The sequence below is a fragment of the Streptomyces sp. DH37 genome (assembly GCF_029813835.1).
Classification (GTDB): domain Bacteria; phylum Actinomycetota; class Actinomycetes; order Streptomycetales; family Streptomycetaceae; genus Streptomyces.
The window spans coordinates 18,848-39,595 of record NZ_JARVKV010000002.1 but is presented as its reverse complement, the minus strand read 5'-3'; the positions used below and the strand labels follow the sequence as shown (position 1 = coordinate 39,595).

The following is a 20,748-nucleotide window of genomic DNA, read 5'->3' as shown; positions in this document are numbered from 1 at the left end:
TGGTGTTGTCGTCTTCGGCGCCATGTCGACCAGTGCAGGATGTGCTCGACGTGTGTGGGCTGGCGGTCGGTGAGGCGGGTGATCAGCCGTCGTATCTCGGCGAGGCTGAGGTGGATGAGCTGGGAGGATCCGTTTCTGCTTTCCCGGCATCCAGCTCACGGGCTCGCAGGACGGTCAGGCAGGCGTGGGCGGCCATGGCGAGGGTCATGTGGCGGTGCCAGCCGGGGTAGCAGCGGACCTGGTAGTCGTCCAGGCCGCATTCCTGTTTCGCGCTCTGGAAGCATTCCTCGATGGCCCATCGGCTGCCCGCGATGCGGATCAGGTCATCCAGGGTGGTCTGAGCGGGGCAGTAGGCGATGTAGTACGAGATCTCCTGCGGGCGGGCGACGCTGCGGCGGGCGATCACCCAGTGACGGCGGTCGGGCCGGCGCCAGGGCCGCACCTCGACACGTGCCCAGTCGTAGATCTGCAGGCCGTGAGCCCCACTACCGCAGGAACGGCGCTTCCATTTCTGCCGGGCAAGACCGTTGAACAGGTCGTGGACGGGATGGTCGATCGCCCAGCGGGTGACCACGGTGTCGTGGCGGGTGGTGGCCATGACGTGGAAGACGTCCGCCCGCTCCAGCTCGGACCGCCATCCCTTGGAGAAGCCGTAGGTGGCATCCGCGGTCACCCACCGGAACGGGATCTTGTCCGCGATGGCGCGGCGGACCATCGCCTTGGCTATGGCCACCTTGGTCTCGAAGGCGACGTCGTCGTTGATGCCGGCCTGGCGGCACCTGTCGCGGTCGTCGGTCCAGGATGTGGGCAGATACAGACGCCGGTCGATCAGTGTCCGCCCGCGGTCGGTGGCATAGGCGAGGAAGACGCCGACCTGGCAGTTCTCCGTGCGTCCGGCGGTGCCGGAGTACTGCCGCTGCACCCCGGCCGACCGCGTCCCTTTCTTCAGGAAGCCGGTGTCGTCCACGACCAGGACGGCGTCGGGGTCGCCGAGGTTGTCGACCACGTACTGACGCACGTCGTCGAGCACCTCATCGGCGTCCCACTCAATCCGGTTCAACATCCGATGGATGCGGTCCGGGCCTGCATGGCCGGCCTCCTCCGCCAGCGTCCAGCCGTTCTTTCGCTCCAGCGGGGCTATCAGCCCGCGCATGTAGGCCAGAGCCGACTCCCGCGGCTCCGACCGGCCGAAACGATGAGCGAAACAGCCATACAGAGCATCCAGTTCACCGGCCCATATCTGCGCCTCGACCACGTCCCCACCCATGCCCAGAACAACGACAGACCCAGCCTCCCGTTACGGCAAGCACCGTTGCAGTAGTAGGCGGTGTCGTCAAAGTGTCACGCCCACATCAGCAGTGCGGCGAGGGTGACGGCTGCCTGGTAGGACTGGGCGGTCTTGCCATACCGGGTGGCGATCCCGCGCCGCTGCTTGAGTCGGTTCGGTTGGAGCACCGCTCGACCACGTTGCGGCGCTTGTGGAGCTCGGAGTCGAAGGCCAGTGGCCGTCCGCCGCGGCTGCCGCGTCGGGCCGGTTGCGGACCTGGTCGGCCCGCTCGGGGATCGTGTGCGCGATGCCCCTGCGGCGCAGCCAGGCCCGGATGGCCTTGGAGCTGTAGCCCTTGTCGCCGATGACGTGGTCCGGCCGGGTGCGGGAGCGGCCCGGGCCGGTCCGGGGCACCTGAATCGCCTCCATCACGACAGTGAATCGGGTGCAGTCGTTGGCGTTGCCGCCGGTGACCACCAGAGCCATCGGGCGGGCGGCCGCGTCGCAGGCCAGGTGGATCTTGGGGGTCAGGCCGCCCCGGGACCGGCCGAGCCCCTGGTCACGGTGCCCCCTCCGGAATTTCCACACGATCCCGTTCAGGATCCGGCGGTCGTCCAGCCGACTGTGCCCCGGCGCGGCCGGGGCAGCAACGGCCGGACGAACTCCCACTTGGCATCGGTCAGTCCATGACGACGAACCACCCGGCCATGACAAGACCCGAACCCATTTGACGACACCGCTTAGCGCGCTACGAGCCGCAACTGTCCCCGTCTAGGCAACGGTTGGCGCCTGCGGGGTGCAGAGCACCATGCAGCTGTGGGGCAGAGCCCCACAGCTGGGGCGGCAACCGTGGTCGTATCGCCACGGTTGGCCCGCGCTTCCGGTAGAAACATCTTGCTGCACATGTTCGGCCGGAAGAAGCGCGAGAAGCCCCCGCCCTGGTGGTCCCAGGCATTCCCCTTGGAGAACGCCTGGGACCACTGCGGTGCGGCGGTACGGGCGGGCATCGACCGCAGCGCGTCAGCTCGCGGCCAGCGTCACCCGCCGACTACTGCCCGAGGAGTAGCTGCGCAACGACGGAGGCCGCCGCCTGGGATGAGCGGGGGCCTTCCGTGCTGCTGCCAGTCGGGGGTGACGCTGCCGGGGGTGGGACCAGCAGGCAACGGGGCGTTTTCGATCTGCTCGCCGTAAGGAACGACTGAATTCGGCCACGTTTAGGGCTCTGTTCGGCGACCTGCAGTGCGTCCGTCCTGCCTCTTAAGACCACACAGGCATTCTGTGCACCAGTGCAAGACGGCGTAAGCAGGCTGGTCAGGGAATGCCCGCTCATGCAAACCGGCAGGTCAAGTGCCCTAACTGAGCTTGCTGACGGGTTGGGTTACCCAAATTGGCCGGTGGCGGATCTGTGCGCTAGCGGTATGTGGCCGGAACGGATCCGTTATAGCGTCCTGTCGCTGCTGTCACCGGACAGGGCGACAGTCACACCATGCGGCGCCAAAACACGTTGCCGCGCGGACGGCTCTCGGCATCATCCTGGGGGCGTCATCATGCACGGCGGCCGGGTGCTCCAACACCCGGCCGCCGCAGGAACCAGCGGGCCATCACCCGCTGATCAGTAGCTCAACCCAGTCATAGATTGGAGCTCAGTTATGAGAATACCAACCCAAATTCCGGTGAAGCCGGTTCCGTCACCTGCTGGGACGGTCAGCGGTAACCGGATTTCCGGATGGACCTCCTTCCTCGCCAGCCTGTCGATCTCGCTGCTGGCGGCCGGGGCCGCGGCGCTGATCCCCGCGCCGGAGGTCCGGCCAGCGCCGGCGCCGATGACCGTCGAGGTGCACCAGATGTGCGCGGGTGACGGTGCGGTCTGCCACTTTGAGTGGTAGCCGAACACGCGGAAAGACCCCGCCCCGGGTATCCGGGACGGGGGCCTACGTGCCCCCTCTATGGGCACTACTTCGCAGGTCAGCCCCCGCTATCCCAGTAACAGCCCCCCGCTAGCCTCGATCTTTCGTGACGGCCCGCCGACGAAGTCGGCGGGCACCTGGAGCACCCGGTTCTCGCCGCGGCGCACCGCGATGAGCTGTCCCTCCCTGACGAGCTGCCGCACGCGTGTCACCTCGACGCCGAGCCTCTCGGCGACGTCGGGGAGGGTGAGCCAGGCCGGGACGAGAGCATCGGTCTTCGCGTCAATCTCGTTCACGGCACAAGCCTGCCATCTGGCACCGACAGTCACTAGCGGGCCGCGCTCTTCAGGGGGACGGCCGGGTCGGCGGCCCGCACCGGGTCCAGGGCGGCGGCGCGTTCGATCAGCTTCCGCCCCTGGGTCAGGTCGCGCGGGCGTCCCACGGCCAGCAGGGCCCGCAGCACGCCGTCGCGCAGCCAGCACACCGACCAGGCCGCGTCCGCCGGGTCGCCGCGCCACAGCGGCTCGTCCCCGTCGGTGTGGTGGCCCGCGTACTGGACGAAGCGGCCGAACTGCTCGGACCAGAAGTACGGCACCGGGTCGTACGGCGGTGTCTCGGCCTCCCCGGCGACCAGGCCCGAGGCGACCGTGCGCGGCCCCTGGAGCGCGTTGTCCCAGTGGTGGACCGCCAGCCGCCGGCCGTAGCGGGCGGAGGGGTAGGAGGCGCAGTCGCCGACGGCGTACACGCCGGGGACCGAGGCGCGCAGCCGGTCGTCGGCGAGGACCGAGCCGTCCCGGCCCAGCGCCACGCCGGAGCCCGCCAGCCAGCCGGTGGCCGGGCGCGCGCCGATCCCGACGACGACGGCGTCCGCGGTCAGCGCCGAGTCGTCGGACAGCTCCACCTCGCACACCGGGGCGCGGGGCGTCCCCGCGGCGCGCACGGCGGTGACGGCGGTGACGGCGCATCCGGTGCGCAGCACGGCGCCCGCCTCCTCGTACCAGGCGCGCGTCCGTGCCGCGACCTCGGGCGGCAGCACGCCGGCCAGCGGCTGGTCGGCGGCCTCGACCACGGTCACCCGGCAGCCCGCCTCGCGGGCGGCGGTGGCGAACTCCGCGCCGATCCAGCCCGCCCCGACGATCACCACGTCCCGCCGCCCGGCGAGCACCGGCCGCAGCCGCTCGGCGTCGTCGAGGGTGCGCAGCAGGTACACCCCGGGGACGCCCTCGGCGCCGGGCAGGGGGACCGGCTCGGCGCCGGTGGCGACGACCAGGCGGTCGTACGCCACCGGGCCGCTCGCGGTGTCCACCTCCCGGTCGGCGGTGCGCAGGCCGGTGACGGCCACGCCCAGGCGCAGGTCCACCTCGAGCGCGCCGAAGTCGACGTCGAAGGCGGATCCGGTCGCCCTGCCCAGCAGCACGGCCTTGGACAGCGGCGGCCGGTCGTACGGCTGGTGGGGCTCGGCGCCGACCAGGGTGACCTCTCCCGGCCAGCCCTGCTCGCGCAGCTGCACCGCGGTGTGCACGCCGGCCGCCCCGGCGCCGACGACGAGGACCCGCTGCCTGCTCTGCTGCTCGGTTCGCGCGCTCACGCGATCACTGTAGGAGGTCGGGACGGCCCGCCGCGCGGCCGCGCGGCGGGCCCCGGTGAGACCCCCGCCACAGCGGCGGCCCGCCGCGGCGGGCCGCCGCCGGCCGGGCTCCCCTTCAGCCGCGGCGGGCGCGCGGATAGGGTGGCGGGCGTTCGGCGAACGAAGAACGCGCGGGAGCCCGGCGCACCGGGCTGAGAGGGAGGCTGGCGCGGCCTCCGACCGTACGAACCTGATCCGGGTCATGCCGGCGAAGGGAGGGCACGGCGCCATGCGCGTGGTGATCATCGGCGGCGGCGTCATCGGGCTGGCCACGGCCTGGCGGACCGCCCAGCGGGGAGCGGAGGTGGCGGTCGTCGACCCGGCGCCGGGCGGCGGGGCCGCCCAGGTCGCGGCCGGGATGCTGGCGGCCGTCACCGAGCTGCACTACGGCGAGGAGTCCCTGCTCGCCCTCAATCTGGCCTCGGCGCGACGCTATCCGGCCTTCACGGCCGAGCTGGAGGAGGTCTCGGGCCGGGAGACCGGCTACCGCGCCTGCGGCACCCTGGCCGTCGCGCTGGACGCGGACGACCGGGCGCATCTGCGGGAGCTGCACGCGCTCCACCGGCGCTGCGGGCTGGAGTCGGCGTGGCTGACCGGCCGGGAGTGCCGCCGCCTGGAGCCGATGCTCGCTCCCGGCGTGCGCGGCGGGCTGCGCGTGGACGGCGACCACCAGACCGACCCCCGGCGGCTGACGGCCGCCCTGCTGGCCGCCTGCGAGCGGGCCGGGGTGTCCCTCGTACGGCAGCGGGCCGAGCGGCTGCTCCTGGCCGGGGACCGGGCGGCCGGGGCGGTGCTGTCAGACGGCACCGCGCTGGAGGCCGAGCACGTGGTGCTGGCGGCGGGCGGCGAGAGCGGCCGGCTGGCGGGGGTGCCCCGGGAGGTGCTGCCGCCGGTGCGCCCGGTCAAGGGCCAGATCCTGCGGCTGCGCGTGCCCGCCGCCTACGCCCCGTTCCTCTCGCGCACCGTGCGGGCGCTGGTGCGCGGCGGCCACGTCTACCTGGTGCCGCGGACCGACGGCGAGCTGGTGCTGGGCGCGACCAGCGAGGAGCAGGGCTGGGACACCACGGTGACGGCCGGCGGCGTCTACGAGCTGCTGCGCGACGCGCACGAGCTGGTGCCCGGCATCACCGAGCTGCCGCTGGTGGAGACCCGCGCGGGCCTGCGCCCCGGCTCCCCCGACAACGCCCCGCTGCTCGGTCCGACCGCCCTGCCCGGCCTGCACCTGGCCACCGGCCACCACCGCAACGGGGTGCTGCTCGCCCCGGTCACCGGCGACGCCCTGGCCCAGGCCCTGACCACCGGAGAACTCCCCGACGAAGCGCGCCCGTTCACCCCCCGGCGCTTCGACCGAACGCTCCAGGAGAGCCCCGTATGAGCACCGGCGCCCCCCGTGCCACCGCCACCGTCACCGTCCGCGTCAACGGCGAGCCGCGCGAGGTCGCGGCCGGTCTCACCCTCGACCGGCTCGTGGCCTCCCTGACCACCGCGTCCACCGGTGTCGCCGCGGCCGTCAACGAGACCGTCGTACCGCGCGGGCAGTGGCCCGCGACACCGCTCGGCGACGGCGACCGCGTCGAGGTCCTGACCGCAGTACAGGGAGGCTGACTTCCCCATGGCCGACGACATCCTCACCATCGGCGACACCGCCTTCACCTCCCGGCTCATCATGGGCACGGGCGGCGCGCCCAGCCTGGACGTCCTGGAGCGGGCGCTGATCGCCTCCGGCACGGAGTTGACCACCGTCGCGATGCGGCGCCTGGACCCCACGGTCTCCGGCTCGGTGCTGTCGGTGCTGGAGCGGCACGGCATCCGGGTGCTGCCCAACACCGCGGGCTGCTTCACCGCCGGGGAGGCCGTGCTCACCGCCCGGCTGGCCCGCGAGGCGCTGGGCACGGACTGGATCAAGCTGGAGGTCGTCGCCGACGAGCGCACGCTGCTGCCCGACCCGGTGGAGCTGCTGGACGCCGCCGAGACGCTGGTGGACGACGGCTTCACCGTCCTGCCGTACACCAGCGACGACCCCGTCCTGGCGCGGCGGCTGGAGGACGTGGGGTGCGCGGCGATCATGCCGCTGGGCTCGCCCATCGGGTCGGGCCTGGGCATCCGCAACCCGCACAACTTCCGGCTGATCACCGAGCGGGCGTCCGTCCCGGTCATCCTGGACGCGGGCGCGGGCACCGCCTCGGACGCCGCGCTCGCCATGGAGCTGGGCTGCGCGGCGGTGATGCTGGCCTCCGCCGTCACCCGCGCCCAGGAGCCGGTGCTGATGGCCGGGGCGATGCGGCACGCGGTGGAGGCGGGGCGGCTGGCGTACCGGGCCGGGCGCATCCCGCGCCGCCACTTCGCGCTGGCGTCCTCGCCGGTGGAGGGGACGGCGGACTTCGACCCGGAGCGGCCGGCGTTCGGGTAGGCGCCGCCCGGCGGTTCCCGCTCCGCCGTCGCGCCGCGGCAGCGGTTTCGTCACCGTTCCGCTGCACTCCGGTGCGCCTGCGTCCGGTGCGGGCGGACGCGGGGACGGCGGCTCGTAGACTCTGCGCCGTGGACACGACCCTTCGGGACCCGTTGATCGGGCACGTGCTCGACGGCCGGTACCGCGTGGAGGCGCGGATCGCCGTCGGCGGCATGGCCACGGTCTACCGGGCGCTGGACACCCGGCTCGACCGGGTGCTCGCCCTGAAGGTGATGCACCCCTCCTTCGCGGCCGACGCCTCGTTCGTCGGCCGCTTCATCCGGGAGGCCAGGTCCGCCGCGCGCCTGGCCCACCCGAACGTGGTGGGGGTCTTCGACCAGGGCGAGGACGGCGGCTACGTCTACCTCGCCATGGAGTACGTCGAGGGCTGCACGCTGCGCGACGTGCTGCGCGAGCGCGGGGCGCTCCAGCCGCGCGCCGCCCTGGACGTCCTGGAGGCCGTGCTCGCCGCGCTGGGCGCGGCGCACCTGGCCGGGCTGGTGCACCGCGACGTGAAGCCGGAGAACGTCCTGATAGGGGACGACGGGCGGGTGAAGGTCGCCGACTTCGGCCTGGTGCGGGCCGTGGGCAGCCAGACCTCCGCCTCCACCGGCTCGGTGCTGGGCACCGTCTCCTACCTGGCCCCCGAGCAGATCGAGCACGGCGCCGCCGACGCCCGGGCCGACGTCTACGCCTGCGGCGTGGTGCTGTACGAGATGCTGACCGGCGCCAAGCCGCACGCCGGCGGCACCCCGGCCCAGGTGCTCTACCAGCACCTCCAGGAGGACGTACCGGCCCCGTCGGCCGCCGTGCCCGGCCTCGCCCCCGCGCTCGACGACCTGGTGGCCCGCACCGCCGCCCGCGATCCCGGGCGGCGTCCCGCCGACGCCGTGGAGCTGCTCGCCGAGGTCCGCGCCGTGCGGGAGGCGCTGACGGGCGAGCAGTTGGACGCGCTGCCCCCGGCCGCCGCCGGCCGGGACGGCTCCTCCGCTCCCGCCGGCGCCGAGGACCGCACCGCCGTCCTGCCGCGCCGCGCGCCGGAGACCCCCGGCTCCCCGGACGCCGGCCCCCTGGACCGCACCACCGTCCTGCCCGTGCCCGCGGCCGTGCGGGCGGAGCCCGGGGAGCCGGCGGGCCCGCCCGGGCCCCCCGCACGCCGCCCGCGGGGCCCCGGCCGCCGGCCGCGCCGCTCGGCGACGGCGCTGGTCACCACCGTCCTGCTGGTCCTCGGCGCGGTGCTGGGCGTCTGGTACATCAACTCCGGGCAGTTCACCAGGACCCCCGGCGTGCTCGACATGACCGAGGCCGAGGCCAAGCGGACGATCGAGGAGGCCGGGCTGGAGTGGAGGATCGTCCGGGACTACAGCGACACCGTGGAGCGGGGCCACGTCATCGGCACCGATCCCGGCCGCGGTGAGCGCATCCGCGGCAACGGCACGGTGACCGTCACCGTCTCCCAGGGCCCGGAGCGGGTCGAGGTCCCCGACGTGACGGGGGACACGCCGGCCGAGGCGCGCCGGAAGCTGAAGGCCGCCGGGCTGGAGCCCGGCATGGTGACCAGGGAGTTCTCCGAGAAGGTGGAGCGGGGCTCGGTGACCCGGACCGAGCCCGGGACGGGCAGCGTGCGCCGTCCGGGCACGGCCGTGGCGCTCGTGGTCTCCAAGGGCGCGCGGATCGAGGTGCCCGGCGTCGTCGGCGAGGCCGAGGGCACGGCGCGGCAGCGGCTGGAGGAGGCCGGGCTGAGGGTGCGGACGGCCCCGGAACGGGTGTTCTCGGAGGAGGACGAGGGCGCGGTCGCCCGGCAGTCCCCCCGCGAGGGCGCGGTGGCGGCCGAGGGCGACACCGTGACGCTCACCGTCTCCAAGGGGCCGGACATGGTCGAGGTCCCGGACGTGGAGGGGATGGGCGAGGACGAGGCCCGGCGGGCCCTGGAGGACGCGGGCTTCGAGGTGAGGGTCCGCAGGGTCTTCTTCACCGGCACCGTCTTCGACCAGTCCGTCGCCGGCGGGGAGCGGGCCCGGCGCGGCTCGTCGATCACCGTCTGGGTGCGCTGATCCGCGCACGGACGGTTGGTCGAACGGGCATCCGGTGTGAGACGGCCCATAGGATCCAGGTCACTTACGAAGTCGCATAGTGGACATTACGGCCGCCCTGAGCGGCCGTAAGCGCTGCCCCGGGATCCCTGGGAGCCGGATACCTACTACTGCGGATAGTAGGTCACACCTTTGTCCCGTTAAGTTCCGGTCGCTAACAATGCAACGGTCGCCAGCGCCGAGGAGCAGAACCCGGCGCCTCCCCGCCCGGCCCCGTGGCCGGCCCGGCTGACCCGGCTCCGCGACGCAAGCGATCGGAAGAGGTCCCCCTGCCCATGTCCGTGTTCCGCGTTCTCGACCAGTTCCGCCTGTCCGGCACCGCCCCGACCGGCACCCGCGCGTTCTCCGCCGTCGGCCTCGCCGCGGTCACCGGCGCCGCCACCCTGGCGCTCGGCTTCGCCCCGGCGGAGGCGGACCGGGCCACTGCGACGGCGGCCGACCGGCCCGCGCCCGCCTCCGCCTCCACCCCGCTTCCGGCGACCCTGGCCGCCCAGGCCGAGGAGGTCTCCGCCCGGCAGGGCGGCATCCGGGAGCAGTCCTCCAGCGCCTACCAGCAGGCCCAGGCCGACGCCCGCGAGGCCGCCGCCGAGAAGGAGGCCGCCGCGGAGCGCGACGCCGCCCGGAAGGCCGCCGCGGAGCGCGAGGCCGCCGCCCGGAAGGCCGCCCGCTCTCACGACCGCGACGGCTGGGGCGACCGCGGCAACTGGGGCGACCGCGACGGCGAGTCCCTGGAGCGGGCGTACGAGCGCGAGCGGCGCGAGGCCGTCTCCTACCCCGACAACCTCGACGGCTGGATCCGCGAGGCCCTGGCCATCATGGAGCGCGAGGGCATCCCCGGCACCTACGAGGGCATCCACCGCAACATCATGCGCGAGTCCAGCGGCAACCCGCGGGCCGTCAACAACTGGGACGTCAACGCCCGGAACGGCATACCCTCCAAGGGCCTGCTCCAGGTGATCCAGCCCACCTTCGACGCCTACCACGTCAAGGGCACCAAGTACGACCTGTACGACCCGGTGGCCAACATCGTCGCCGCGTGCAACTACGCCGCCGACCGGTACGGCTCCATGGACAACGTCGACTCGGCCTACTGACCGGCCCGGTGCGCCCCGCGCACCCCTCACGGACGGGCCTGGCACCCTCGATGTGTGAGCACCGCACCTTCCCCGCACGACGCCCCCCGCCCCCGCACCTCCCCCGCCTCCCCTTCCCCCTCTTCCGGCCCTTCCGCTCCTTCCGGCCCCCGCGCCCGCAACCCCGTCGGCAGCCACGTCGCCGTGGCCGGCGGGCTCGCCGCCAAGGGCCTGGCGTACGGCCGCGAGATCGGCGCCGAGGCCGTCCAGGTCTTCGTCGCCAATCCGCGCGGCTGGGCCACGCCGGCCGGCAACCCCCGGCAGGACGAGGCCTTCCGCGCGGCCTGCGCGGACGAGGGGATACCGGCCTACGTCCACGCCCCCTACCTGATCAACTTCGGCTCGCACACCGAGGCCACGGCCGAGCTGTCCGTGGGCTCCCTGCGGCACTCGCTGCGCCGCGCCCGGCAGATCGGCGCCCTGGGCGTGGTCGTCCACACCGGCTCGGCCACCGGCGGGCGCGACCGCGCCACGGCACTGGCCCAGGTGCGGGAGCGGATGCTGCCGCTGCTCGAGGAGCTGGACCCGGCCGGGGACTCCGGGGACCCCTGGCTGCTGCTGGAGCCCACGGCGGGCCAGGGCGCCTCGCTGTGCGCGCGGGCCGAGGACCTGGGCCCGTACTTCGACGCCCTGGACAGGCACCCGCGGCTCGGCGTCTGCCTGGACACCTGCCACGCCTTCGCCGCCGGGCACGACACGGCGGCCGAGGGGGGCATGAAGGCGCTGCTGGACGAGGTGACGGCGGTGGTGGGCGAGGGGCGCCTGCGGCTGATCCACGCCAACGACTCCAAGGACGTCGCCGGCGCGCACAGGGACCGCCACACCAACATCGGCGCGGGCCACATCGGCGCGGAGCCGTTCCGCGAGCTGTTCCGCCACCCGGCCACCGAGGGCGTTCCCCTGGTCATCGAGACGCCGGGCGGGAAGGAGGGGCACGCGGCGGACATCGCCCGGCTGAAGGGGCTCAGGGGGTGACGGAATACCCCTAGGGGGTATAGCGTTGTCTCTGTGCGGCAGACAGCCGCCCTTCCACCGACGGAGGTGCCGATCCCATGGCGTCGCAGTCGCCCCGCTCCCACGAGGGACACCGGCAGCAGACCCCGCACCGGCAGCACGTCCACCACGGCCGCGCCCCGCACGCGGGACACGAGGCGCACGGCGGGCGGCCCGCCGGCCGCGCTGGCCACACCGGCCGCGGGCCCGTCTCCTGGGCCGTGGCCGCCAGGGCCACCCTGCACTGCCTCGTCGGCTGCGCCGTCGGCGAGGTGCTGGGCATGGTCATCGGCACCGCCCTGGGCTGGCACAACGCTCCCACCATGGCGCTCGCCATCGCCCTGGCGTTCCTCTTCGGCTACAGCTTCACGCTGACGGCCGTCCTGCGGGCCGGGGTCGGCCTCCGGAACGCCCTGAAGGTCGCCCTGGCCGCCGACACCGTCTCGATCACCGTGATGGAGCTGGTCGACAACGGCGTCCTCGCCCTGACGCCGGGCGCGATGGACGCCCACCTGTCGGACGGGCTGTTCTGGGGCGCGCTGGCCTTCGCCTTCGCCGTCGCCTTCGTGGTGACGACCCCGGTCAACCGCTGGCTGATCGGCCGCGGCAGGGGCCACGCGGTGGTGCACCGGTACCACTGAGGGACGCCCCCGGGGCCGGGCGGCGGAAGCGGGCTACAGCTCGGGGCCGTCGCCCGGCTCCTCCTGGTACGAGTAGCGCTGCTCGCGCCAGGGGTCGCCGAGGTTGTGGTAGCCCCGCTCCTCCCAGAAGCCCCGGCGGTCGGCGGTCATGTACTCGACACCCCGCGCCCACTTGGGGCCCTTCCAGGCGTACAGATGGGGCACGACCAGCCGCACCGGGAAGCCGTGCTCGGCCGTGAGCGGCTCGCCGGCGCGGTGGGTGGCGAAGAGCGTGCGGTCGTCGGCGAAGTCCGCGAGCCGCAGGTTGGCGCTGTAGCCGTACTCGGCCCACACCATCACATGGGTGACGTCCGGCGCGGGCGGCGCCAGCTCGAGGACCGTGCGCGTCCGCACCCCGCCCCACTCGACGTCCAGCATGCTGAACCGGGTGACGCAGTGCAGATCGCCCACCACGGTCTCGTACGGCAGCGCCGAGAACTCCTCGTGGTTCCAGCGGTGGGTGCCGCCGTCGGCGGTGGCCCCGAAGACGCGGAACTCCCAGCGCTCGGGCCGGAACCTGGGGACCGGGCCGTAGTGCGTCACCGGCCAGCCGCGCTGGGGCCGCTGCCCCGGCGGAAGCTGCGGACGCTCCCCTTCGCGGCTTTCCGGCTGAACCATGCCTCCATGGTGACAGACCCCCGGGGGTGCCCGTGACCACGCCCGCACCGAGGGCGTACGGCGACCGCACCCGGCCCTGGACCACGCATTCCGGGCAAGCAGGTACTTACTGGACCGGACGCGGTGGCGGTGCGAGGATGCGCGCATCCGGCCAGGCCACGCGGAAGGACACGTCGGCATGCAGGGCGACCCCGAGATCATCGAGTTCCTCAACGAACAGCTCACCGCCGAGCTGACCGCGATCAACCAGTACTTCCTCCACGCGAAGCTCCAGGAGCACCACGGGTGGACGAGGCTGGCGAAGTACACGAGGGCCGAGTCCTTCGACGAGATGCGGCACGCCGAGCGGCTGACCGACCGCATCATCTTCCTGGAGGCGCTGCCCAACTACCAGCGGCTCTTCCACGTGCGGGTGGGCCAGACCGTCACCGAGATGTTCCAGGCGGACCGCCAGGTCGAGGTCGAGGCGATCGACCGGCTCCGGCGCGGCATCCAGGTGATGCGGGCCAAGGACGACATCACCTCGGCCAACATCTTCGAGTACATCCTCGCGGACGAGGAGGAGCACATCGACTACCTCGACACCCAGCTCCAGCTCATCGAGAAGCTGGGCGAGCCGCTGTACCTCGCCCAGCAGATCGAGCAGCCGGACTCGGAGTCGCACACGGGCGCGGGCTCGGCGCAGGGCTCGTACTGACCTCCGCGGGGTCCGCGGGGTCCACCGCGCCGGGCGCGGGCGTCAGGCCGCGGCGGCGGTCCGCGCGGGTGCGGCCGGCGCGGCCGGCGCGGCCGGCGCGGCGGAGAGGGCGGTTCCGGCCGCGGAGGCGGCGGTCTCGCGCCGCGGGCACGCGCCGCGGCCCAGCAGCCCCTGGATGCGGCGCACGCAGGAGCCGCAGTCGGTGCCGGCCCTGCTGGCGGAGGCTATCTGGCGCGGGGTGCAGGCCCCGGCCGCCGCGTGCGCGCGGATCTGCTCCTCAGTGACGCCGAAGCACGAGCAGACGTACACGCGGTCACCTCCACGAAGGGCGGGTCGGACACCCCACCCGTTTAGGTGAGGCAACCCTAACCTAACCCATGGGGAGCCCCCGGGACAGCGCCGTGGGGCGCGGATCGCTGTGATCCACGCCCCACGGTCGGGTGCCTCGGCGGGCGCCGCTCACTGGTCGCGGTACATCTCCGCCACCAGGAAGGCCAGGTCCAGCGACTGGCTGCGGTTCAGCCGCGGGTCGCAGGCGGTCTCGTAGCGCTGGTGCAGGTCGTCGACGAAGATCTCGTCACCGCCGCCCACGCACTCGGTGACGTCGTCGCCGGTCAGCTCGACGTGGATGCCGCCCGGGTGGGTGCCCAGGCCCTTGTGGACCTCGAAGAAGCCCTTGACCTCGTCCAGCACGTCGTCGAAGCGCCGCGTCTTGTGCCCGCTGGCGGCCTCGAAGGTGTTGCCGTGCATCGGGTCGCACACCCACGCCACCTGGGCGCCGGAGGCCGTGACCTTCTCCACCAGGGTGGGGAGCCTGTCGCGGACCTTGTCGGCCCCCATGCGGGTGATGAAGGTCAGCCGTCCCGGCTCGCGCTCGGGGTCCAGGCGGTCGATCAGCGTCAGGGCGTCCTCCGGCGTGGTGGACGGACCGAGCTTGACCCCGATCGGGTTGCGGACGCGGGCGGCGAACTCGATGTGCGCGCCGTCGAGCTGCCGGGTGCGCTCGCCGATCCAGACCATGTGGCCGGAGACGTCGTACAGATCGCCCGTGCGGGAGTCCACCCGCGTCAGCGCGGACTCGTAGTCGAGGATCAGGGCCTCGTGCGAGGCGTAGAACTCGACGGTCTTGAACTCCTCCGGGTCCACCCCGCAGGCGTTCATGAAGTTCAGCGCCCGGTCGATCTCCCTGGCCAGGGCCTCGTAGCGCTGGCCGGAGGGGGAGTTCTTCACGAAGTCCTGGTTCCAGGCGTGCACCTGGCGCAGGTCGGCGTAGCCGCCGGTGGTGAAGGCGCGCACCAGGTTCAGCGTCGCGGAGGACGCGTGGTACATGCGCTTGAGCCGCTCCGGGTCCGGGGTGCGGGCCTCGGGGGTGAACTCGAAGCCGTTGACGGAGTCGCCGCGGTACGAGGGCAGGGTCACCCCGTCGCGGGTCTCGGTCGGCTTCGAGCGCGGCTTGCTGTACTGCCCGGCGATCCGGCCCACCTTGACCACGGGGACGGAGCCCGCGTAGGTGAGCACCGCTCCCATCTGGAGCAGCGTCTTGAGCTTGTTCCTGATCTGCTCCGCGGAGACGGCGTCGAAGGCCTCGGCGCAGTCGCCCCCCTGGAGCAGGAACGCCTCGCCCTTGGCGACGGACGCCAGGCGGGCCCGCAGCTGGTCGCACTCACCTGCGAAGACGAGCGGCGGATAGGACTCGAGCTCGGCGATCACATCGCGCAGAGCCTCGGGGTCCGGCCAGTCGGGCTGCTGCGCCGCGGGTAGGTCTCGCCAGGTGTGGGCACCGGCGTCGGGTTTGGCGTTCACGGTCACACACCCAGATTACGGGGTGGCGTCCGGCGCCCCTCGCGTCTGCCCGATGGGTGAGACGGAACCTGCGGGCGCGGAGGGGGCGGGGGTAGGGTGCGGAGCATGTTCGCGCAGACGACCGTGCCGGCCGTGACGGCCGCAGCCTGGTGGTGGCCCGCTTCTCCGGCGGCCCACCGACGCGCGCACTGACACACGACGCGAAGGCCGCCCGAGGGGCGGCCTTCGTCGTGTGTGCCGGCAGCCGGCACACGGGCCGTTCCTCCCCGACAGGAAGGAACGAACCACCGTGAGAGACCCCGAACACGCCGCAGACACCCCGGTCACCGAGGACGCCGGACACGCCGAACACGCCGAACACGCTGCGGGCGCCCTGGTGGAGCGGCTGCTGGCCGCCGACGGCCCGCCCTTCGCCCTGCTGCTGCGGCGCACCCCCGGGCGGGACGGGCGCACCGTCGAGGTGCTGCTCGGGCCGGTCGGCGAGGTGGAGCGGCTGGCCGACATCCCCGACGGCGAGCTGGGCGTCCTCGCCCTGGTGCCGTTCCGGCAGATCCGCGAGCGCGGCTTCGACGCGGCCGACGACGGCACACCGCTGTCGGTGCTCGTGCCCTCCGAGTCCCACGAGGTGCCCCTGGACGCGCTGATGGCCGCGCTGCCCCGGCACGCGGTCCGCGTCACCGGCGGGGGCTTCGACGTCGGCGACGGCGCGTACGAGGAGATCGTGCGCCGGGTGGTCGAGGACGAGATCGGCGCCGGCGAGGGCGCCAACTTCGTCGTCCGCCGCACCTACCGGGGCACGATCGAGGGCTACGGCCGGGCCGACGCGCTGGCGCTGTTCCGGCGGCTGCTGGCCGGGGAGCGCGGCGCGTACTGGACGTACGTCGTGCACACCGGCGAGCGCACCCTGGTGGGGGCCAGTCCCGAGGTCCACGTCCGGATGACCGGCGGAACGGTGGTGATGAACCCGATCAGCGGCACCTACCGCTATCCGGACCGGGGCCCGACGGTGGAGGGGCTGCTGGCGTTCCTCGGCGACCGCAAGGAGACCGAGGAGCTGTCGATGGTCGTCGACGAGGAGCTGAAGATGATGTGCACCGTCGGCGACATGGGCGGTGTGGTGGTGGGGCCGCGGCTGAGGGAGATGGCCCATCTGGCGCACACCGAGTACGAGTTGCGCGGCCGCAGCACCCTGGACGTCCGCGAGGTGCTGCGCGAGACGATGTTCGCCGCAACCGTCACCGGCAGCCCGGTGGAGAACGCCTGCCGGGTGATCCGGCGCCACGAGCGGGGCGGGCGCGGCTACTACGCGGGCGCGCTGGCGCTGATCGGCCGCGACGGGTCGGGCCTCCAGACGCTGGACTCCCCCATCCTCATCCGCACCGCCGACGTCGACGCGGCCACCGGCGCCCTGCGGGTCCCGGTGGGCGCCACGCTGGTGCGCGCCTCCGACCCGGCGGGCGAGGTCGCCGAGACCCACGCCAAGGCGGCCGGGGTGCTGACCGCGCTGGGGGTGCGCCCCGGCCCGGCGCGGCCCGGGGAGGCCCCCGTACGGCCGGTGCTGGCGGACGACCCGCGGGTGCGGGCCGCCCTGGACGCGCGGCGCGCGGGTCTGGCCCCGTTCTGGCTGCGGATGCGGACGCCCTCCCCCGGCGCCGGGCGCGGCCCGGTCCGCGGCGAGGTGCTGGTGGTGGACGGCGAGGACACCTTCACCTCGATGCTGGCCCACCTGCTGCGCTCCACCGGCCTCGACGTGGCGGTGCGGCGGTACGACGAGCCGGGGCTGCGCGAGGCGGCGCTCGCCCACACCGGCCCGGTGGTGCTCGGTCCCGGACCCGGCGATCCGCGCGACGCCGCCGACCCCAAGGTGCGGCTGCTGCGCTCGCTCGCCGCCGAACTGCTGCGCGGCCACCGGCACGGACTGCTCGGGGTCTGCCTGGGCCACGAGCTGATCGCCGCCGAGCTGGGCCTGGAACTGGTCCGCAAGGACCGGCCGTACCAGGGCGCGCAGGAGCGGATCGACCTGTTCGGCACCGAGCGGACCGTCGGCTTCTACAACTCCTACACCGCCCGCTGCGGCGCGGAGCGGGCGGCGGAACTGGCCGGGGACGGGGTGGAGCTGAGCCGCGACCCGGTCAGCGGCGACGTCCACGCGCTGCGCGGGCCGCACTTCGCCGGGGTGCAGTTCCACCCGGAGTCGGTGCTGACGATGGAGGGGCCGGAGATCACGGCCGGGCTGCTGGCGGCCGTCCTGGTCTGAGGGCGCCCCGCCCCGGGCCGGTCCCCGCCGCCGGGGGCCGGCCCGGCCGCGGCTCAGCCGAAGAAGACGCTGGCCTCCTCGTAGAGCGCGGGGTCGACCGTCTTCAGCGTGGAGGTCGCCTCGGCCAGCCGTACGCGGGTGACCCGGGTGCCCTGCAGGGCCGTCATCGAGCCCCAGTCGCCCTCGTGCACCGCGTCGATGGCGTGCAGGCCGAAGCGGGTGGCCAGCCAGCGGTCGAACGGGCTGGGGTTGCCGCCGCGCTGGATGTAGCCGAGCACGGTGGTGCGGGACTCCTTGCCGGTGCGCCGCTCGATCTCCCTGCCCAGCCACTCGCCGACCCCGGAGAGCCGGGCGCGGGGGTCTCCGCCCGGCAGCGGCGTGGCGCCGCGGTGCAGGGTGACCTCGCCCGACTCGGGCAGGGCGCTGTCGGCGATGACGACGATCGGGGCGTAGGTGGCCCGGAAGCGGGACTCGACCCACTCGCACACCCGGTCCACGTTGAAGGGCTGCTCGGGGATGAGGATGCAGTTGGCCCCGCCGGCCAGGCCCGCGTGGAGGGCGATCCATCCGGCGCTGCGCCCCATCACCTCGACCACCAGCACCCGCTTGTGCGACTCGGCGGTGGTGTGCAGCCGGTCGATGGTCTCGGTCGCGACGCCGACGGCGGTGTCGAAGCCGACGGTGTAGTCGGTGAGGGGGATGTCGTTGTCGATGGTCTTGGGGACCCCCACCAGGGGGACGCCGTGCTCCTCGGCGAGCCGGGCCGCGATGCCGAGGGTGGCGGTCCCGCCCACGACGATCAGGGCGTCCAGCCGGTGGCGGGCGAGGGTGCCCAGGGTCCGGTCGAGCCCGTCGTCCCCCGCCAGGGGGTTGGTGCGCGAGGAGCCGAGGATGGTGCCGCCGCGCGGCAGGGTGCCGCGCACCGCGGGGATGTCGAGCGGCACGGTCTCGTCCCTCAGCACGCCGCGCCAGCCGTCGCGGAAGCCCACGAACTCGTCGCCGTACTCCTGCACCCCCTTGCGGACGATCGCGCGCAGCACCGCGTTGAGCCCGGGGCAGTCGCTGCCGCCGGTCAGCACTCCGACCCGCATGAGATTCCCTTCTCCGCCTGGTTTCCCGGTTTCCGGCCTCCTCCGGCGGGTTCCCCCGATCCCGCGGAACCACCGGCCGGCCGCCCCGGTCACGCTAGCGGCGGTACGGGCGCCGGGGACGGCGGAACGCCGGGGCGGCGGGCGCGGATCCCCGCCGCCCCGGGCGGAGCGGCGGGGCGGCGGGGCCGGGCGGGCAGGCGGGGAGGGGGGCGGCCGGGAGCGGGGCTCAGGCGTCGTCCAGCCCGCGCTCGATCGCGTAGCGCACCAGCTCCACGCGGTTGTGGAGCTGGAGCTTGCCCAGGGTGTTCTGCACGTGGTTCTGCACGGTGCGGTGCGAGATGACCAGCCGCTCGGCGATCTGCTTGTACGACAGTCCCTTGGCGACCAGCCGCAGCACCTCGGTCTCCCGCTCGGTCAGCCGGGGCGCGTCGGGCTGGTCGGGTCTGCGCGGCGCCGAGTCGCCGGCCAGCCGCCGGTACTCGCCGAGCACCAGACCGGCCAGGCCCGGGGTGAACACCGGGTCCCCGGCGGCGGTGCGGCGCACGGCGTCCAGCAGTTCCCGCGTGCTCGCCGACTTCACCAGGTAGCCCGTCGCCCCGGACTTCACCGCCTCCAGCACGTCCGCGTGCTCACCGCTCGCGGAGAGCACCAGCACCCGGGGGCCGGTGGGGCCGCCGGGGCCGGAGCCGACGAGCTGCCGGCACACCTCGACGCCCGGCAGCCCGGGCAGGTTGAGGTCGAGGACGAGGACGTCCGGTTCGACGGCCCGCGCCCGGCGCACGGCCTGGGGGCCGTCCCCGGCGGTGGCCACCACGTCGAAGCCCGCCTCGGCCAGGTCGCGGGCGACAGCGTCCCGCCACATCGGATGGTCGTCGACGACCATCACCCGCACGGTCTCCCCGCCCGGTCCGCCCGGCTCACTGGTTGTGCTGGTCATCCTTCGGCACCCTCAACTCGACTTCCGTTCCCTGTCCCGGCACCGACACCAGTTCCGCGTCGCCGCCCAGGTCCCGCAGCCGGCCGCGGATGGACAGCGCCACCCCCATGCGGCCCTCGGCCTCCGCGTCCTCCAGCCGCCCGGGCGGGATGCCGGGCCCGTCGTCCCGGACGGTCACCACCACGGCGTCCGGCTCGTCCTCCAGCAGGATCCACGCCTGCGCCTCCTCCCCCGACGGTCCTCGCGCGTGCCTGCGCACATTGTCCAGGGCGGCGCCGACCGCCGCCGTCAGCTCCCTGGCCGCCGCCGCGGGCAGCGGCACCGGGGCGCCGGGCTCGGCGAAGGACACCCTGCTGCCGGCGTACGCGGACAGCAGCGCGCGTACGTCGCAGGTCCCGTCCTCCTCCGGCGGCGGTACGGCGGCGGCGAAGGAGGCGGCGGAGGAAGGGGAGGAGGGGGATCCGGCGGCGCGGGGCGCCGGCACCTCGGGCACCACACCGCTGGAGACCAGCGTGCGCAGCGCCGCCTCCTGCTCCCCGGCCAGCCGGCCCAGTTCGGCCGCCTCGCCGCCGATGGCGGCGCCGCGCCGCTGCACCATGGCCAGCACCTGGAGCACGCTGTCGTGGATGTCGCGGGCCAGGCGCTCCCGCTCGCGGGTGGCGGCCTCGATCTGGAGCGCGCGGGCGAGGGTGCGCTCGCTGGCGCGGGCCACCTCGACGACGTAGCCGATGGCGATGCTGGCGATGCACACCAGCAGCACGTTGTGCACGGTGTCCTGCGCGAAGCCGCCCGCCGCGACCACGTTGGCGGCGCCGACCAGCAGCGAGGCGCCCGCGGCCCAGCGCCAGCCCTTCTTGATCGCGAAGCCGAGCACCGCGCCCGCCGTCCATATCGACGGCAGGGTGGGGCCGCCCGCGTCGATGCGCGCCTGGGTGTCCACCACGGGCGTCAGCAGGATGCCGGTGAGGGCGACGGCCAGCTCCACCGCCAGGAAGGGCGGTGTGCAGCGCTCGGCGGAGGACACCCGGCGGACGGTCGCCAGCGTCCACAGCGCGAGGACGGCCAGATAGGCGCCCGCGCCGAGCGGGCGGGTGTACGCGTCGTACGCGTGGACGTACAGGGCCAGCGCGTACCCCATGGTCAGCACGCGGTAGGCGGTCAGCGCGCTCCACAGCGGCTGTTCGACAGACATTCTC

General features: G+C 74.0%; 18 protein-coding genes, 2 pseudogenes and 1 riboswitch. Of the genes and pseudogenes, 10 read left to right on the top strand and 10 right to left on the bottom strand.

The window, feature by feature from the left end:
* Nucleotides 1-82 precede the first annotated feature (82 nt).
* Together QC029_RS01245 and QC029_RS01240 are read right to left on the bottom strand one after the other, a co-directional pair.
* Complete coding sequence (locus QC029_RS01245) at nucleotides 83-1,267, bottom strand: IS701 family transposase (protein ID WP_279553387.1); 1,185 nt, start codon at nucleotides 1,265-1,267, stop codon at nucleotides 83-85.
* Nucleotides 1,268-1,341: 74 nt separating this feature from the next.
* A pseudogene (locus QC029_RS01240) lies at nucleotides 1,342-1,825 on the bottom strand (IS5 family transposase); the annotation flags it as partial.
* A 1,091-nt stretch (nucleotides 1,826-2,916) separates the two neighbouring features.
* On the opposite strand from QC029_RS01240, the gene QC029_RS01235 reads away from it, so the two are divergent.
* Nucleotides 2,917-3,153, top strand: a complete 237-nt coding sequence (locus QC029_RS01235; protein WP_279553386.1) for a hypothetical protein — start codon at nucleotides 2,917-2,919, stop codon at nucleotides 3,151-3,153.
* Between the two features lie 140 nt (nucleotides 3,154-3,293).
* Here QC029_RS01235 and QC029_RS01230 read toward each other — a convergent pair.
* Nucleotides 3,294-3,470, bottom strand: a pseudogene (locus QC029_RS01230) (helix-turn-helix domain-containing protein); the annotation flags it as partial.
* Nucleotides 3,471-3,502: 32 nt separating this feature from the next.
* Nucleotides 3,503-4,762, bottom strand: coding sequence for an NAD(P)/FAD-dependent oxidoreductase (locus tag QC029_RS01225; protein WP_279553385.1), 1,260 nt, complete (start codon nucleotides 4,760-4,762; stop codon nucleotides 3,503-3,505).
* 169 nt (nucleotides 4,763-4,931) lie between these two features.
* A riboswitch (TPP riboswitch) is annotated at nucleotides 4,932-5,019 on the top strand.
* Here QC029_RS01225 and thiO point away from each other — a divergent pair.
* From thiO to QC029_RS01190, 7 genes are all read left to right on the top strand, one after another.
* Nucleotides 5,004-6,176, top strand: a complete 1,173-nt coding sequence (thiO, locus tag QC029_RS01220; RefSeq protein ID WP_279553384.1) for a glycine oxidase ThiO — start codon at nucleotides 5,004-5,006, stop codon at nucleotides 6,174-6,176. It overlaps the preceding riboswitch by 16 nt.
* Nucleotides 6,173-6,406 carry a sulfur carrier protein ThiS gene (thiS, locus tag QC029_RS01215; RefSeq protein WP_279553383.1) on the top strand — a complete coding sequence of 78 codons (234 nt, stop codon included), beginning with the start codon at nucleotides 6,173-6,175 and terminating at the stop codon, nucleotides 6,404-6,406. Before thiO ends, thiS begins: the two co-directional genes overlap by 4 nt.
* A 7-nt stretch (nucleotides 6,407-6,413) precedes the next feature.
* Nucleotides 6,414-7,211 carry a thiazole synthase gene (locus QC029_RS01210; protein WP_279553382.1) on the top strand — a complete coding sequence of 266 codons (798 nt, stop codon included), beginning with the start codon at nucleotides 6,414-6,416 and terminating at the stop codon, nucleotides 7,209-7,211.
* 128 nt (nucleotides 7,212-7,339) lie between these two features.
* The gene (gene pknB / locus QC029_RS01205) at nucleotides 7,340-9,304 is read left to right on the top strand and encodes a Stk1 family PASTA domain-containing Ser/Thr kinase (RefSeq protein WP_279553381.1); all 1,965 of its coding nucleotides are present in this window, start codon (nucleotides 7,340-7,342) and stop codon (nucleotides 9,302-9,304) included.
* A 314-nt stretch (nucleotides 9,305-9,618) separates the two neighbouring features.
* The gene (locus QC029_RS01200) at nucleotides 9,619-10,437 is read left to right on the top strand and encodes a transglycosylase SLT domain-containing protein (RefSeq protein ID WP_279553380.1); all 819 of its coding nucleotides are present in this window, start codon (nucleotides 9,619-9,621) and stop codon (nucleotides 10,435-10,437) included.
* A gap of 54 nt (nucleotides 10,438-10,491) precedes the next feature.
* On the top strand, nucleotides 10,492-11,451 hold the full coding sequence (locus tag QC029_RS01195) for a deoxyribonuclease IV (protein WP_279553379.1): 960 nt from the start codon (nucleotides 10,492-10,494) through the stop codon (nucleotides 11,449-11,451).
* Nucleotides 11,452-11,528: 77 nt separating this feature from the next.
* The gene (locus tag QC029_RS01190; protein ID WP_279553378.1) at nucleotides 11,529-12,110 is read left to right on the top strand and encodes a DUF4396 domain-containing protein; all 582 of its coding nucleotides are present in this window, start codon (nucleotides 11,529-11,531) and stop codon (nucleotides 12,108-12,110) included.
* Nucleotides 12,111-12,143: 33 nt separating this feature from the next.
* On the opposite strand, the gene QC029_RS01185 is transcribed toward QC029_RS01190, so the two are convergent.
* Nucleotides 12,144-12,767 carry a sulfite oxidase-like oxidoreductase gene (locus tag QC029_RS01185; RefSeq protein ID WP_279553377.1) on the bottom strand — a complete coding sequence of 208 codons (624 nt, stop codon included), beginning with the start codon at nucleotides 12,765-12,767 and terminating at the stop codon, nucleotides 12,144-12,146.
* Nucleotides 12,768-12,945: 178 nt separating this feature from the next.
* Here QC029_RS01185 and bfr point away from each other — a divergent pair, with 178 nt between their 5' ends.
* The gene (bfr, locus tag QC029_RS01180; RefSeq protein ID WP_279553376.1) at nucleotides 12,946-13,464 is read left to right on the top strand and encodes a bacterioferritin; all 519 of its coding nucleotides are present in this window, start codon (nucleotides 12,946-12,948) and stop codon (nucleotides 13,462-13,464) included.
* A 42-nt stretch (nucleotides 13,465-13,506) separates the two neighbouring features.
* Here bfr and QC029_RS01175 read toward each other — a convergent pair whose 3' ends face one another.
* Together QC029_RS01175 and QC029_RS01170 are read right to left on the bottom strand one after the other, a co-directional pair.
* Nucleotides 13,507-13,773: a bacterioferritin-associated ferredoxin gene (locus QC029_RS01175; RefSeq protein ID WP_279553375.1), complete on the bottom strand. Its 267-nt coding sequence runs from the start codon at nucleotides 13,771-13,773 to the stop codon at nucleotides 13,507-13,509.
* A 150-nt stretch (nucleotides 13,774-13,923) separates the two neighbouring features.
* Nucleotides 13,924-15,273 carry a class II 3-deoxy-7-phosphoheptulonate synthase gene (locus QC029_RS01170; RefSeq protein WP_279553374.1) on the bottom strand — a complete coding sequence of 450 codons (1,350 nt, stop codon included), beginning with the start codon at nucleotides 15,271-15,273 and terminating at the stop codon, nucleotides 13,924-13,926.
* A 370-nt stretch (nucleotides 15,274-15,643) separates the two neighbouring features.
* On the opposite strand from QC029_RS01170, the gene QC029_RS01165 reads away from it, so the two are divergent.
* The gene (locus QC029_RS01165) at nucleotides 15,644-17,524 is read left to right on the top strand and encodes an anthranilate synthase family protein (RefSeq protein WP_279553552.1); all 1,881 of its coding nucleotides are present in this window, start codon (nucleotides 15,644-15,646) and stop codon (nucleotides 17,522-17,524) included.
* Nucleotides 17,525-17,577: 53 nt separating this feature from the next.
* Here the strand turns inward: QC029_RS01165 and QC029_RS01160 are convergent, their stop codons facing one another.
* The 3 genes from QC029_RS01160 to macS all read right to left on the bottom strand — a co-directional run bounded on the left by QC029_RS01160 (nucleotide 17,578) and on the right by macS (nucleotide 20,744).
* On the bottom strand, nucleotides 17,578-18,615 hold the full coding sequence (locus QC029_RS01160; RefSeq protein WP_279553373.1) for a 6-phosphofructokinase: 1,038 nt from the start codon (nucleotides 18,613-18,615) through the stop codon (nucleotides 17,578-17,580).
* A gap of 226 nt (nucleotides 18,616-18,841) precedes the next feature.
* Nucleotides 18,842-19,552, bottom strand: coding sequence for a response regulator transcription factor (locus QC029_RS01155; protein WP_279553372.1), 711 nt, complete (start codon nucleotides 19,550-19,552; stop codon nucleotides 18,842-18,844).
* Nucleotides 19,533-20,744, bottom strand: coding sequence for a MacS family sensor histidine kinase (gene macS, locus QC029_RS01150; RefSeq protein ID WP_279553371.1), 1,212 nt, complete (start codon nucleotides 20,742-20,744; stop codon nucleotides 19,533-19,535). The genes QC029_RS01155 and macS overlap by 20 nt, the downstream gene beginning before the upstream one ends.
* Nucleotides 20,745-20,748 lie beyond the last annotated feature (4 nt).

Bases quoted from the DNA above. Each gene is read 5' to 3' on its own strand.
- QC029_RS01245 (WP_279553387.1), bottom strand. From the start codon at position 1,267: ATGGGTGGGGACGTGGTCGAGGCGCAGATATGGGCCGGTGAACTGGAT.
- QC029_RS01235 (WP_279553386.1), top strand. From the start codon at position 2,917: ATGAGAATACCAACCCAAATTCCGGTGAAGCCGGTTCCGTCACCTGCT.
- thiO (WP_279553384.1), top strand. From the start codon at position 5,004: ATGCCGGCGAAGGGAGGGCACGGCGCCATGCGCGTGGTGATCATCGGC.
- thiS (WP_279553383.1), top strand. From the start codon at position 6,173: ATGAGCACCGGCGCCCCCCGTGCCACCGCCACCGTCACCGTCCGCGTC.
- QC029_RS01210 (WP_279553382.1), top strand. From the start codon at position 6,414: ATGGCCGACGACATCCTCACCATCGGCGACACCGCCTTCACCTCCCGG.
- QC029_RS01200 (WP_279553380.1), top strand. From the start codon at position 9,619: ATGTCCGTGTTCCGCGTTCTCGACCAGTTCCGCCTGTCCGGCACCGCC.
- QC029_RS01190 (WP_279553378.1), top strand. From the start codon at position 11,529: ATGGCGTCGCAGTCGCCCCGCTCCCACGAGGGACACCGGCAGCAGACC.
- QC029_RS01185 (WP_279553377.1), bottom strand. From the start codon at position 12,767: ATGGTTCAGCCGGAAAGCCGCGAAGGGGAGCGTCCGCAGCTTCCGCCG.
- bfr (WP_279553376.1), top strand. From the start codon at position 12,946: ATGCAGGGCGACCCCGAGATCATCGAGTTCCTCAACGAACAGCTCACC.
- QC029_RS01160 (WP_279553373.1), bottom strand. From the start codon at position 18,615: ATGCGGGTCGGAGTGCTGACCGGCGGCAGCGACTGCCCCGGGCTCAAC.
- QC029_RS01155 (WP_279553372.1), bottom strand. From the start codon at position 19,552: ATGACCAGCACAACCAGTGAGCCGGGCGGACCGGGCGGGGAGACCGTG.
- macS (WP_279553371.1), bottom strand. From the start codon at position 20,744: ATGTCTGTCGAACAGCCGCTGTGGAGCGCGCTGACCGCCTACCGCGTG.